At 35.4% G+C, this 13,778-nt stretch carries 11 protein-coding genes; 10 read left to right on the plus strand and 1 reads right to left on the minus strand.

Annotation, left to right across the window (positions count from 1 at the left end):
• Positions 1 to 66 precede the first annotated feature (66 nt).
• From FOL89_RS11160 to FOL89_RS11195, 8 genes are all read left to right on the plus strand, one after another.
• On the plus strand, positions 67 to 636 hold the full coding sequence (locus FOL89_RS11160; protein ID WP_144282881.1) for a hypothetical protein: 570 nt from the start codon (positions 67 to 69) through the stop codon (positions 634 to 636).
• 3 nt (positions 637 to 639) lie between these two features.
• Positions 640 to 1,371 (plus strand): bifunctional demethylmenaquinone methyltransferase/2-methoxy-6-polyprenyl-1,4-benzoquinol methylase UbiE, encoded by a 732-nt coding sequence (gene ubiE / locus FOL89_RS11165; protein WP_144282882.1) that lies wholly within the window; start codon positions 640 to 642, stop codon positions 1,369 to 1,371.
• 3 nt (positions 1,372 to 1,374) lie between these two features.
• Positions 1,375 to 2,157 carry a type IX secretion/gliding motility protein PorT/SprT gene (porT, locus tag FOL89_RS11170; protein WP_143883373.1) on the plus strand — a complete coding sequence of 261 codons (783 nt, stop codon included), beginning with the start codon at positions 1,375 to 1,377 and terminating at the stop codon, positions 2,155 to 2,157.
• Between the two features lie 136 nt (positions 2,158 to 2,293).
• Positions 2,294 to 2,596, plus strand: a complete 303-nt coding sequence (locus FOL89_RS11175) for a hypothetical protein (protein WP_144282883.1) — start codon at positions 2,294 to 2,296, stop codon at positions 2,594 to 2,596.
• Positions 2,596 to 2,883, plus strand: coding sequence for a cell division protein ZapA (locus FOL89_RS11180; protein ID WP_144282884.1), 288 nt, complete (start codon positions 2,596 to 2,598; stop codon positions 2,881 to 2,883). Before FOL89_RS11175 ends, FOL89_RS11180 begins: the two co-directional genes overlap by 1 nt.
• A 300-nt stretch (positions 2,884 to 3,183) precedes the next feature.
• The gene (gene rny / locus FOL89_RS11185) at positions 3,184 to 4,755 is read left to right on the plus strand and encodes a ribonuclease Y (protein ID WP_144282885.1); all 1,572 of its coding nucleotides are present in this window, start codon (positions 3,184 to 3,186) and stop codon (positions 4,753 to 4,755) included.
• Positions 4,756 to 4,934: 179 nt separating this feature from the next.
• A complete protein-coding gene (gene prfB / locus FOL89_RS11190; protein WP_144282886.1) occupies positions 4,935 to 6,047 on the plus strand; it encodes a peptide chain release factor 2 in 1,113 nt (370 codons plus the stop codon).
• Between the two features lie 86 nt (positions 6,048 to 6,133).
• Positions 6,134 to 6,850 carry a DedA family protein gene (locus FOL89_RS11195; RefSeq protein WP_144282887.1) on the plus strand — a complete coding sequence of 239 codons (717 nt, stop codon included), beginning with the start codon at positions 6,134 to 6,136 and terminating at the stop codon, positions 6,848 to 6,850.
• A 29-nt stretch (positions 6,851 to 6,879) separates the two neighbouring features.
• On the opposite strand, the gene FOL89_RS11200 is transcribed toward FOL89_RS11195, so the two are convergent.
• Positions 6,880 to 7,767 carry an alpha/beta fold hydrolase gene (locus FOL89_RS11200; protein WP_228444909.1) on the minus strand — a complete coding sequence of 296 codons (888 nt, stop codon included), beginning with the start codon at positions 7,765 to 7,767 and terminating at the stop codon, positions 6,880 to 6,882.
• Between the two features lie 137 nt (positions 7,768 to 7,904).
• Between FOL89_RS11200 and FOL89_RS11205 the strand changes: the two genes are divergently transcribed.
• Both FOL89_RS11205 and dnaE read left to right on the plus strand, forming a co-directional pair.
• A complete protein-coding gene (locus FOL89_RS11205; protein WP_144282889.1) occupies positions 7,905 to 8,813 on the plus strand; it encodes a DUF808 family protein in 909 nt (302 codons plus the stop codon).
• Positions 8,814 to 8,966: 153 nt separating this feature from the next.
• Entirely contained in the window at positions 8,967 to 13,634 is a 4,668-nt protein-coding gene (gene dnaE, locus FOL89_RS11210) for a DNA polymerase III subunit alpha (protein ID WP_144282890.1), read from the plus strand.
• Positions 13,635 to 13,778: the final 144 nt, after the last annotated feature.

The raw sequence follows: 13,778 nt of genomic DNA on the forward strand, positions 1-13,778 counted from the left end.
TAATTAATATTAACAAGAAAGAATTAAAAATATTATTAAATTTGCAAAAATTGTTTCAAACAATCTATGAAAAACAATCCTTCATTAAAAGGCTTACTCATTGCAATTCTAGTATTTATAGGTGCTTTTGCGATCTATTATTTCTTTTTGGCAAAAAAAAATTATTACCTTGTAGATAATCCTACTCCCGATACTTATTACTTCAAAATAAATAACGGTAAAGAAAATATTATTTCCGGTGGTCAGTACGTTCAGGTAGATTTACAGAAAGGTAAAAACTCCATTGTAGTGTTTGATCAGAACAAAAAAATGCTTTATGATTCTGCCTTTGATGTAAACAAAGTTCGCGGGCTTATTAATATTGCTCACAAAGATTATTATATCAATGATCAATATTATGGCTACAATCTTAAAAAAGATTCATTACTTTTGGCATTGGATAAAACCATTATAGACGGGAAACCTTATTTTGGAGGGGCAAAGCATTTTAATAAGCTGTACACAGAAGATTTTTATTACAATATTGATGAAGATTATGATCAGCTGATTAAGAATATTCAGAAAGTAGAGTCCAGATCCAAGATTTTCCGTAAGCAGGATTATCTCAATTATTACAAAGAATATTATAAGTTTTAAGTTTTGACAAAAGATACTACACAAGTTACGCCCTACAATTCTGACTCCAGCAAAAAAAGTCAGGTAGAGGATATGTTCGACAATATTGCTCCTAAATATGATTTGCTCAACCATGTTTTGTCTATGAAAGTAGATGTGCTGTGGAGAAATGTTCTGGTAAAATGGATGAAGCAGGATAATCCGAAAGAAGTTTTGGATGTAGCTACAGGAACCGGAGATTTGGCTATCGCTGTAGAAAAAGGAACGGATGCAAAAGTTGTAGGATTAGATTTATCGCAACAAATGTTAAATGTTGGCGTTATTAAAATAAAAAAACTTAATTTAGACGGCAAAATTTCCATGCAAAAAGGAGATGCGGAAAATTTACCTTTTGAAGATAATAGATTTGATGCAGTTTCCGTAGCCTTTGGGGTGAGAAATTTTGAAAACCTTACCAAAGGTTTGGCAGAGTTAAGAAGAGTGGTAAAAGAAAATAAAAGCGTATACATTCTTGAGTTTTCTAAAGTAGAAGGTTTTTTAGCACCTTTTTATATGTTTTATTTTAAAAATATATTGCCGGCAATCGGCAGATTGGTGTCTAAAGATAACAGGGCGTATACCTACCTTCCTGATTCTGTAAATGCTTTTCCGTACGGAGAAAAAATGAAACAAATTCTTATAGACACAGGATTTAAAAATGTAGAATATAAAAAGCTAAGTTTAGGTATAGCCACAATTTATAAAGCAACAAAATAACCTATGAATAAATTTCTATTAAAAGCTCTGGTTTTAGCCTCAGTAAATATTGCAATTTTTGCAGATGCTCAATTTAGAACCCGTAACAGGATGGACAAGCTGGAAGATTTTGACCAGCAGACATTCAGCTGGGGTTTTTATTTGAACGGAAACAGGCTAGACTACCGCATTGTTCTTGATCCCAGATACGGAATGTTTGAGAACCATAATTTGGTTAAATCTACAGAAAGCTACAGTTTTGGGGCAGGTCTAATTGCGAAATTCAGGTTAAATGATTATCTGGACGTAAGATTGGAGCCGGGATTACAGTTTGCCCAGAGACAATTGACTTTTAATACTCAGACCAATGATATTTATAGAGACGGAAGTTTGACTAATGCTCCGTTTATTCCTATTGCTCTTCAGGATAAAGACAGAATAAGAGATATTAAATCTACATTGGTAGACGTTCCTGTTCTTTTGGAGTTTCATGGTGACAGATGGTATAACTCAAGACCTTATGTTGCCGCCGGTGTAAATTATATTGTGAATTTGCAGTCAAACTCAGACTCTCAGGACGATAATTTGCAGCAGACTTTCAGATCTACGACTCATAACTTTGCTTGGTCGGCAGAAATGGGTATTCAGTTTTATTTTAATAAATTTAAACTGACTCCTGCGATCAGAGGAACTTTCTTTATGAATAACGAAATGGTGGCGGATAATCCTACGACACCACCTTACTGGTCTGCGGCAATTTCTACTTTACAGACAAGAGCAATTATGTTTGTACTGAAATTTGAATAAAAAATAACAAAAAATTAATACAAAACGGAGTTGCATGGCATCTCCGTTTTTTGTTTTTGTCAAAATATAGAGACATTTATTTTTGTTGATGGTAATATTTTCCTATTTTTGCTATTAGTTAGAATAAAAGCCTGAAATGCTTCAAGAATTAGAAACTCAATTTTCAGAACTGGAAAAAAAGATTTTGAATCTTCAAAAAAGTTATCAAAGTCTGTCTGATAAATTTTCTGATCTTACCACCGAGCATCAAGAGTTGAAGAAAAAATATGAGGAGGAAAGAAAAAAAAATCAGGTTTTAGCAGAAGAACAGAAAAATATAAAATTGTATTCAGCAATATCAGGTAATCCTGAGCACAACAGACTCATGAAAAACCATATCAACAGATTGGTAAAAGAAGTAGACTTTTGTATTGCACAGCTTCAAAACAGCGGATTATAATGGAGGTAAGGAGAATAACCATCAATATTGCAGGAAGAATATACCCTCTGAATGTACCCGCAGCCGAGGAAGAAACTTTGCGTAAAGTGGGGAAGCAAATTGAAAATATGATTAAAGATTTTGAACAGAATTTTGATGTAAGAGATAAACAGGATGCTTTGGCAATGTGTGCCCTCAAACTGGGAACCAATGCAGAAGTTGTTGCTCTGAATCATGAAAAAAATATAAAATCTTCCACCGAGAGACTAATAAGCATTAATCAGTCGCTGGAAGAATTCGGAAAATAATAATTTTCCCGAAAATCTGCCTACAGTAATTCTAACACATTAAAGGTAAACTCAACGCTAAACAATTACCGAACAAATGTCCATTGAATGGCGCGCCGGTTCGTCCGGATTACAGACAGTGGAAATCAGTTCAAATCGTGTTGATTAGGAGTTTACTCTAAATCACTGGATTGCTGTAGGTTTTTTTTATGAATTATTAAAAGATATAGTGAAATTTTATTAAATTAATATAATAAAATTTTCATTATCACTTTTTAATATTAAAATAGATAGTAAGACAATTAAAACTCAATATATATTATGACAGCAACCGCTATTATTATAAGCGTTATTTGTCTGGTAATAGGAGCCGCAGTAGGGATGTTTTTCTCTAAAAGTTCGCTCAATACCAAGGCAAAATTTATCATAGACGATGCAAAGAAAAATGCAGATAACTTATTGGAAAAAGCCACAGTACAGGCAGAATCCATAAAAAAAGAAAAGCACCTTCAGGCAAAAGAGAAGTTTTTGGAGCTGAAATCTCAGCATGATGCAGATATTCAGGTCAGAGAAAAGAAAATGCAGGAGGCAGAAAAGAGAATCAAAGACAAGGAAAATAAGCTGAATGATGAACTAAGCAAAACAGGGAAACTTGAAAAAGATCTAGACAGACAGATTGCAGACTATGTAAAAAAGAATGAGGTTTTAGAAAAAAAACAGCATGATCTGGATTCCGCAACTGCCAAAAAAGTGGAAATGCTGGAGAAAATTTCCAATTATACAGCAGAAGAAGCCAAAGCAGAGCTTGTAGAAACAATGAGAGCCGAAGCCAAAACCAGAGCTCAGGCACATGTTCAGAGTATCATGGAAGAAGCTCAGTTAAATGCAAAAAGTGAGGCAAGAAAAATCGTTATTCAGACTATTCAGAGAATCGGGACAGAGCAGGCAATCGAAAACTCAGTTTCTGTTTTTAATATTGAATCTGATGAAGTAAAAGGAAGAATTATTGGTAGAGAAGGTAGAAACATCCGTGCTTTGGAGTCTGTAACAGGAGTTGAGATCATTGTTGATGATACACCGGAAGCTATTCTTTTATCGTGTTTTGATCCTGTAAGAAGAGAGATTGCAAGACTCTCTCTCCACAGACTGGTGACAGACGGGAGAATTCACCCTGCAAGAATTGAGGAGGTTGTAGAGAAAACGAGAAAGCAGATTGAAGAGGAAATTATTGAAGTGGGTAAAAGAACAATTATAGACTTAGGTATTCACGGGTTGCATCCTGAGCTAGTGAAAATTGTAGGACGTATGAAATATCGTTCTTCGTACGGACAAAACTTATTACAGCATTCAAGAGAGGTTGCCAATATTGCAGCAACAATGGCTGCTGAATTAGGGTTGAATGTAAAACTCGCAAAAAGAGCAGGTCTTTTGCACGATATCGGAAAAGTTCCAGAGCAGGAATCTGAACTTCCACATGCACTTTTAGGAATGCAATGGGCTGAGAAGTTTGGTGAGAATGCGGAAGTTGTGAATGCAATAGGAGCTCACCACGACGAAGTGGAAATGACATCGTTATTATCACCAATTATACAGGTTGCGGATGCTATTTCCGGAGCAAGACCCGGAGCAAGACGTCAGGTTTTAGAATCTTATATCCAAAGATTAAAAGATCTGGAATCTGCAGCATTAAGTTTTGAAGGAGTTTCTTCGGCTTACGCAATTCAGGCAGGTAGAGAACTGAGAGTGATGGTGGAAAGCGGGAAAGTAAATGATGAGGTTGCTTCTCAGTTGTCGTATGATATTTCAGAAAAAATCCAAAATGAACTGACGTACCCTGGACAGGTAAAAGTAACAGTTATAAGAGAAACAAGGGCAGTAAATATTGCAAGATAATTTTTGCTCTTTCATAAAAAAATCCTTTCAGAGAAATTTGAAAGGATTTTTGTTTAAAAATTAAATAATAATTCAATTATGGATTTAACAAATTTTGTGATGAAAATTACAAATGATACTTTGTAGTTACTCATTTCACTCTTAAATTTATCCGTATTTTTGCAAAAATTTTTAGAATCGTGATCAATAATGACCAGATAAAAGAAGTACAGTCAAGAATTGAAGACCTTCACAGGTATCTCCAGATTGACAAAAAAAAGATAGAAATCTCAAATGATGACGAAAAAACAGCTGCTCCGGAATTCTGGGATAATCCAAAGACTGCTGAAGCTTTCCTGAAGCAGCTCCGCTCTAAGAAAAAGTGGGTAGAAGATTATGAAGAAATCAATACGCAGTTTGAAGATCTACAGGTTTTGGTGGAATTTGCTAAAGAAGATCCTGATTCTGAAAATGAGTTGGATGAAACTTTCCCCAAACTTTTAGAAAAAATAGAAGATTTAGAGTTTAAAAATATGCTTTCTAACGAAGGAGATGAGCTTTCTGCAGTTCTGCAAATTACAGCTGGAGCGGGAGGGACAGAGAGCTGTGATTGGGCTTCAATGCTGATGAGGATGTATACAATGTGGGCAGAAAAACAAGGCTATAAAATTCGTGAACTCAACTTTCAGGAAGGGGATGTTGCCGGAGTGAAAACGGTGACGCTTGAAATAGAAGGTGAATTTGCCTTCGGATACCTGCGTGGAGAAAACGGAGTCCATCGTTTAGTAAGAATTTCTCCGTTTGATTCCAATGCCAAACGTCACACGAGTTTTGTTTCTGTATACGTTTATCCTTTGGTAGACGATACAATAGAAATTAACATTAATCCTGCAGATATTTCTTTTGAAACCATGCGAAGTTCTGGTGCAGGAGGACAGAACGTAAACAAAGTAGAAACAGCGGTTCGTCTTCGTCACGCCCCAACAGGAATTATTATTGAAAACTCCGAGTCACGTTCTCAGCTTCAGAATAAAGAAAAAGCGATGCAGTTGCTTCGATCCAGATTATACGAAATGGAACTCGAAGAAAGAATGAAAGCCAGAAATGAAATAGAAGCCAACAAAATGAAAATAGAGTGGGGAAGCCAGATCAGAAATTATGTGATGCACCCTTACAAATTGGTAAAAGACGTTCGCTCAGGATATGAAACTTCAGATGTAGATGCAGTGATGAACGGTAACCTGACTCCGTTTCTGAAAGCATTTTTAATGGCAGACGGAACAGCAGTTTCAGATGATGATTTAGACTTATAAATATCATACAAGAATTTTCGTTAAAATATGCTAATATATTTCCTTTTCAAGAGGATTAAGCTTATTTTTGCTACTTATCATTACATATGGAAGATATCAATAGCTGGAAAGATTTATTAAACCCCGAACTCTACATTAAGATGGGAGGGTTTTGGCTGATTTTATTTATTGTTTTTGCAGAAACAGGCTTATTTGTAGGGTTTTTCCTTCCGGGAGACTCGCTGCTTTTTGTTTCAGGAATTTATGCAGTAGAAATCATCAGTGAGACTTTTGGTTCTACTGGTAGTGATTTTTTAGATACTACACTACTGGCAACGGCAGTTGCAATTGCTGCTATTGTCGGGAATCAGGTAGGATATTGGTTCGGACGCAAAACCGGACCTGCTTTGTATAACAAGAAAGATACAATGCTTTTTAAGAAAAAATATTTGTATCAGGCACATGATTTTTTTGAGAAAAACGGAGCTTTAGCAATTATCATGGCGAGGTTTTTACCGGTTGTAAGAACTTTCATGCCGATTGTTGCGGGAATTGTAAAGATGGATAGAAAGCAGTTTGTAAGAGATAATGTAATAGGAGGTATCTTATGGTCATTTCTTTTGATTTTTGCAGGGCATTATCTTAATGAGCTGTTCAGAGCTCAGTTTGGAATAGATTTAAAAGATAAGCTTGAATTTATCATCATCGTAATTGTATTAATTACCACAGTTCCGGTAATTTTGAAGTTTGTTTTTGGAGCACCGAAAGGAGATCCTAAACTGGAAGATGAAAGACTGGATGAGTTAATTGATAAAGAAGATTAATTATAAAATGAATAGCCTGCATTTGCAGGTTATTTTTTTATCCATTCCAAAATTGCTGGATATATGATGGTATCCCTTTTTTTTCGGTTAAAGAACCTTGGAGCGTGTCCCGTTTTATCCATAAAGACCAATTGATGCGGAATGTTTTTTTCGGTAAGTGCAGAATCCAATGCTAAGCCTTGTCTGTAATTCACCAGGAAATCCTGATTCCCCTGAAATAATAGTGTAGGAACATTGCTGATATTTGCAATCGGACTGGCTGCTTTAAATTCTTCCGGGAGATTTTTCCGGTTAAATTTTGCTCCCACCATTTTTTGTATGGTTCCGGAGGTGTACCGTGAATAAAAAGAATTAAAATATTCGCTTGTATAAAAATCTGTTGGACTGCTGAGTGAGATGATTTTTTTTATTTTGTCGGAATTTTTATATCCGTAAAGCAGAGCGAGGTGTCCACCTGCACTTTCACCAAGAATTATATAATTATTTGGAGTAAGCTCAGCTTTTTCGGAAAGGGAATTAAATTTTTCAATAGCAGACTGTATATCTTCCAGCTGTTGCTGATAAGTAATTTTTTTTGAAACCAGCCTGTAATTTATATTGATGCTCGGAATGTTGTTTTCAAAAAGAAGTTTCTGAATTTTAATCATATGTTCTTTTCTTCCGTATTTCCATGCACCGCCATGTACAAGAAGCACTACCGGAGCATCTCTCGGATATTCTGCCGGTAAAAATATATCCATTTTATGGCGTTTATGTTCGCCGTATTTCAAATTATAAATTTTCTGACTATCGTTTCCCACCCAAACCCGAAATTTTGTATTACAAGAATTGAGAATAAAACCAATCAATCCTAAAACAAAAATAGGGTACTTCAGAATCAGTTTTTTCATAAAGTAAAGGTAAGAAGAAATATAAATCTCTTGAAGCTTTTAAAGTGAATTTTAGTAATCTGTAAAATAGTTACCAGTAAAATAAATCTATCATGACATATATTTATGTACCGAAAAATATATACTTTTGCATCACTTAACAAAGATTAAAATTTTATTAAAATATGGCATCAGGTTTTTTTGCGATTTTGGATGATATTGCTGCTTTAATGGATGATGTAGCGGTTACAAGTAAAATTGCAACCCAAAAAACAGCGGGGATATTGGGTGATGATCTGGCGGTGAACGCAGAGAAAGCCACAGGTTTTCTTTCATCCAGAGAAATTCCTGTGTTACTGAAAATTATGAAAGGTTCCTTTATTAATAAACTCATTATTGTTCCTTTTGTTTTTCTTCTGGAATGGCTGTATTCGCCTGCAATTAAAATTATTTTAATTATTGGCGGATTTTATCTGGCGTATGAAGGTGTTGAAAAAATTATAGAGTTTTTATTTCATAAGAAGAAAAAAGGGCATGAAGTAATTGAAGAATCTGATGATATTATAGAAGATGGAGAAGTTGCTGAAAAAACTAAGGTAAAATCTGCCGTTACCACAGATTTTATTCTCTCTCTTGAGATTGTAATTATTGCCTTAGCAGCAGCGAAAGACGGATATGACAGTCTAAAATCACAATTTGATCCATTCCTTGTAGAAATTTTCACTGTTTCTATAGTTTCTATTATTGCAACAATAGGAGTTTATGGTATTGTAGCATTAATTGTGAGGATGGACGACGCAGGTTTTAAATTGATCAAAAAAAGTAATGATAAAGGTTTGTTGGGAAAATTAGGACATTTGCTTGTAAAAGCGCTTCCATGGGTTATTAAAGCTTTGGGAGTAATTGGTACAATCGCTTTGATTTTGGTTGCAGGAGGAATTTTCGATCATAATATTGATTATCTGCATCACGCATTGCCAACTTGGAATGAAATGCTCAAGCAAGTTCTTTTTGGTTTGACGGGTGGCTTGATTGCTTTATTGATTATCTTAACAGGAAAAAAAATATATTTGCTGGCAACTAAAAAAGCATAATTTTTTTCTTTTAAATATATCATCCTCTTTCCTTTTGGTAAGAGGATTTTTGATTAAATTTTTAGCTGACAACTGTTGAATCATATCTTGTTATAACTAAAAAATTACCCTAACTTTACATTCTTTTTTAAATTAAAAAGCTAAGAAAATTACATGTATTTAGTTTTTGACACCGAAACCACAGGTTTACCAAAGAATTTCAACGCTCCGCTTTCAGATTCAGATAACTGGCCAAGAATGGTTCAGATTGCATGGCAGCTTCATGATGATGACGGAACATTAATTGAAAATCAGGATTATATTATAAAACCGGAAGGATACGATATTCCCTTTAATGCTGCCAGAATTCACGGAATTACCACAAAGATTGCCCATGAGGAAGGTCGCGATCTGGAAGAGGTTTTGAACGAATTTGCTGAAGTTCTTCACAAAGTAAGAGTAGTTTCCGGACACAATGTAGAATTTGATTATAATATTGTAGGAGCAGAATTTTTCCGCAAGAATGTAAAAGACAATCTTCAGGATAAACCAAAGGCAGATACAATGATTCTCGGTACAGATTTCTGTAAATTGGGAGGCGGAAAAGGCGGAAGATACAAATCTCCGAAACTGGAGGAATTATACGAAAAATTGTACGGTCATAAATTTGATGAAGCCCACAACGCAGCAGCCGATGTAAACGCTACTGCGCAGGTTTTCTTTGAGATGATGCGTATTGGAATTATTCCTGCAGAAATTTTAAAAATTTCAGAAGATCAGCTTACTTATTTTAAAACTCTTCATCCTGACCCGGTTAAACCTTTCAATATCGTTATCAGAAGACAGGTTGCAGATTTTAATAATAAGAAAAAACAGAAAGACTTCGGAAGTGTTGATGAGATTGATCTCGGAAAATATTTCAATTTTGATAATCACAGTGTTTTTTCAACTTTATCGGCGACTTCCAGTATTAATGATTTGATCAAAAAAGCAACGGATGATCAGTTTCCAGCGGTCGGAATGGTCGATCTGGGAAATATGATGGGAGCTTTTAAATTTGTTTCCGCAGTAGAAGCAACAAATGGCGACAGGGCAAAAAAACATAAGGAATATTTAGTAAAAAAGCAGGAAGCAGAAGAAAACGGAATTCAGTTTAATGAGCCTGAACCAGTTTCAGAATCGTTAATTCCGGTAGTTGGCTGCGAATTTTATATTTCAGACCGTTATGAACAAAAACAATTTACCAAAGACGATCCTGACAGAAGAACGCAGGTTGTCTTGCTGGCAAAAGATTTTAACGGATATAAAAACCTGGCAAAACTTTCCAGCATAGGATTTTTAAAAGGTTTTTACTTCGGCGTTCCTCGTATCAGCCGTGATTTGATTGCTGAATATAAAGAAGGATTAATCGCATTAACCTCAGGAATTAACGGAGATATCCCTGATGCGATTTTAAATACCGGTGAGCAGAAAGGAGAAGAGCTTTTCAGATGGTGGAAAGATACTTTTGAAGATGATTTTTATGTTCAGATTCAAAATCATAAACTGCCCGAGGAAGAACATTTGAACGATGTTTTGCTGCATTTTGCAGACAAGTATAATGTTAAAATATTAGCACAGAACGAAACTTTTTATACCAATAAAGATGATGCTAATATTCAGGATATTGTAAGCTGCATTAAAGACGGTGAGAAGCTGACAACACCTGTCGGAAAAGGCTTTGGAAAAAGAAGAGGATTGGCAACTGGAGAATATTACATCAAAAATGCAGATGAAATAAAAGAAACTTTTCTGGCTTATCCGGATGCATTTGATGCTTACGAAGAGTTTACAGCGAAATTCAAACCTTATACTCTAAAAAGAGATGTTCTTCTTCCGAAATTTGATATTCCGCAGGAGTTTGTTCATCCGGAAGATGAGATTGATGGCGGCAAACGAGGTGAAATGGCTTATTTAACACATTTGACCTACGAAGGAGCCAGAAAAAGATATATAGAAACCGGAATTACAGATGAAATAAAAGAGCGTCTGGATTTTGAGCTCGAAGTTATTGCCAATACTGGTTATCCGGGTTACTTTCTGATTGTTCAGGATTTCTGTAATGAAGCAAGAAAAATGGGAGTTTGGGTCGGTCCCGGTCGTGGTTCTGCAGCAGGTTCTGCGGTAGCTTACTGTATCGGAATTACCAATGTTGATCCCATTAAATATGATCTTCTTTTCGAGAGGTTTCTTAATCCGGAAAGGGTTTCCATGCCTGATATTGATATTGACTTTGATGATGAAGGAAGAGATAGAATCATCAAATGGGTAATTGAAAAATATGGACAAAGTCAGGTAGCACAGATCATTACTTATTCTGTTTTGGGTGGTAAATCCGCTATAAAAGATGCCGGAAGAGTATTGGATGTGTCAATTCCTGATACCAATAATATTGCCAAGCTGATTCCTCCAAGTCCGGGAATGAATATTGCCAAGGCTTTGTCAAAATATGATAAGTTAAAGCCTGAAGAACAGCAACTTGTGGATGAAATGAGACTTGTTTTAGACAGTCCCAATGATCCACGGCACAGTGTTTTGGCAAGTGCTAAAAAAATGGAAGGCTGTATCCGAAATACAGGAATCCATGCATGTGGAGTAATCATCACACCGGAAGATGTAAGTAATCTTGTTCCGGTAACGATTGCTGCAAAAGATGCAGATATTCTCGTTTCTCAGTTTGACAACTCGGTAGCTGAAAGTGCAGGACTTTTGAAGATGGACTTTTTGGGTCTGCGAACTTTAACCATTATAAAAGATGCATTAAAGCTTGTAAAAGAAAGGCATGGAGTGGATATTGATCCTGATCTCATTCCGCTTGATGATTCTAAAACCTATCAGTTGTTTAAAGAAGGAAGAACGGTCGGGATTTTCCAATATGAAAGTCCGGGAATGCAAAAGTACATGAGGGAGCTGAAACCCACTGTTTTTGCCGACCTTATTGCCATGAATGCTTTGTATCGTCCAGGTCCGATAAAATATATCCCGAACTTCATCAACAGAAAGCATGGAATTGAAGAAATTGTCTACGATTTACCGGAAACCGAAGAATATTTAAATGAAACGTACGGAATTACCGTTTATCAGGAACAGGTAATGCTTTTGTCTCAAAAACTGGCAAATTTTACTAAAGGTGAAGCCGATACGCTGAGAAAAGCAATGGGTAAAAAGCAGATTGATGTTCTGAATAAAATGTACCCAAAATTTATTGAAGGCGGAAGGAAAAATAATCTCAACGAAGAAAGATTAGAAAAAATCTGGAACGACTGGAAGGCATTTGCCGAGTATGCCTTTAATAAATCTCACTCTACCTGTTATGCGTTGATTGCTTATCAGACGGCATATCTTAAAGCCAATTATCCGGCAGAATATATGGCGAGTGTGATGAGTAACAACATCAACAATACCGATTCAATTACTATGTTTATGGAAGATTGTAAAAGTATCGGTGTAGATGTTTTGGGACCCGATGTGAATGAATCTCAGTATAAATTTTCGGTAAACGAAAAAGGGCAGATTCGTTTTGGTCTGGGTGCAATTAAAGGAATTGGAGAAGGTCCGAGTGAAGCCATTACCAAAGAAAGAGAAAACGGTAGATTTAAAAATATTTATGATTTTTTTGAAAGAATTTTACCGTCTCAAATGAATAAAAGGGTAGCGGAAAGTTTGGTTTTGGCAGGTGCTTTTGACGAACTGGATGCTTATCACCGGGGTCAATATTTTGATATTGATATGTCTGGACGAACTAATCTTGAAAGACTGATCCGGTACGGGCAAAGCTTTCAGGAAAGTAAAAATGAAATGGAAAATTCTCTTTTTGCTGATTTTGCTGAAGAAGTTAAGATTGAACAGCCTAAACTGCTCCCTTGCCCTGAATGGCCAAATATGCATAAGCTAAATAAAGAAAAGGAAATTATCGGATTTTATCTTTCTGCACATCCGCTTGATGAATTTAAGTTTCAGTTTCAGTTTATGCAGGGAGAGCTTTCAAAAAAAGCAGTACTGGAAAAAGGTGAGGATGTGAAGGTAGTTATTGATGAAGTTCCGATGCTTGAACAGGATACTCCTGAAGATGTAGCTGATCTGGTAGAAATCGTTTCTGATGAAATCTTAACCGGTGAAGAAGAAATTATAGAAGAAGTTTTGAAAAAAGCCGAACCAAAGGGAGTTTTTGGTTTCCTGAATCTTGATGAGGTAGATGCTTACAAAGAACAGGCTTTTGCTAATAAACAGGAGGAGTTATTTGAAGAAAAGAAAAAAGACTGGAAAACGATACAAAAAGAAAGAGAAAATGGTGGCGGAGGAAAAGAATACACTGTAGCGGGTTTGATTACAGAATATGTTGTAAAAGATGGTTTTCGAAGTGGAGAAAAAGTAGCATTTCTTACACTTGAAGACTATTCAGGTTCCTATTCATTCAGATTGGGAGATCGGGATTATATGAAATTGAAAGAAAAACTTGAAGTACAGCGTTTTGTAATCTTGAAAATAAAATTTGCGCAGGTAAAAGATGGGAGAGTATTTGTAAATGTAGTTGATGTGATTGAGCTTCAGGAAGCATTTGAGAGATACGCCAAGAGTATTTCTCTAATAATGGACGTAATGGATTTCCGTCCTGAGGATCTTAATTTTTTCCGCAGAGTTTTAGAACAAAATCAAGGCTCACAAAAAATTAAATTTTACATTAAAAATATTGAGGATGAATCTCAGATTGAGTTACAGTCTATGAAACAATCTGTAAATCTTAACGGAGAATTGATTAAAGAGATATCGCTTTTAAACAAATATGAATTTTATTTAAATTAAACTTACCAATAAAAGACAATCGCAGACTATGCGATTGTTTTTTTTTATTAAGATTCGTATTACAATATATTATATGTATAAAGTTCTCTAAGAAAAATAGAATTTATTGTTAACTATTTTACTGAAAAAATCTTGCAAGTTATT

Origin of the sequence: Chryseobacterium echinoideorum (assembly GCF_007474535.1) — a bacterium.
GTDB classification, from domain to species: domain Bacteria; phylum Bacteroidota; class Bacteroidia; order Flavobacteriales; family Weeksellaceae; genus Chryseobacterium; species Chryseobacterium echinoideorum.

Coding starts and splice junctions, on each gene's coding strand:
- dnaE (WP_144282890.1), top strand. CDS start 8,967: ATGTATTTAGTTTTTGACACCGAAACCACAGGTTTACCAAAGAATTTC.
- FOL89_RS11205 (WP_144282889.1), top strand. CDS start 7,905: ATGGCATCAGGTTTTTTTGCGATTTTGGATGATATTGCTGCTTTAATG.
- FOL89_RS11180 (WP_144282884.1), top strand. CDS start 2,596: ATGGAGGTAAGGAGAATAACCATCAATATTGCAGGAAGAATATACCCT.
- FOL89_RS11175 (WP_144282883.1), top strand. CDS start 2,294: ATGCTTCAAGAATTAGAAACTCAATTTTCAGAACTGGAAAAAAAGATT.
- rny (WP_144282885.1), top strand. CDS start 3,184: ATGACAGCAACCGCTATTATTATAAGCGTTATTTGTCTGGTAATAGGA.
- FOL89_RS11160 (WP_144282881.1), top strand. CDS start 67: ATGAAAAACAATCCTTCATTAAAAGGCTTACTCATTGCAATTCTAGTA.
- FOL89_RS11195 (WP_144282887.1), top strand. CDS start 6,134: ATGGAAGATATCAATAGCTGGAAAGATTTATTAAACCCCGAACTCTAC.
- porT (WP_143883373.1), top strand. CDS start 1,375: ATGAATAAATTTCTATTAAAAGCTCTGGTTTTAGCCTCAGTAAATATT.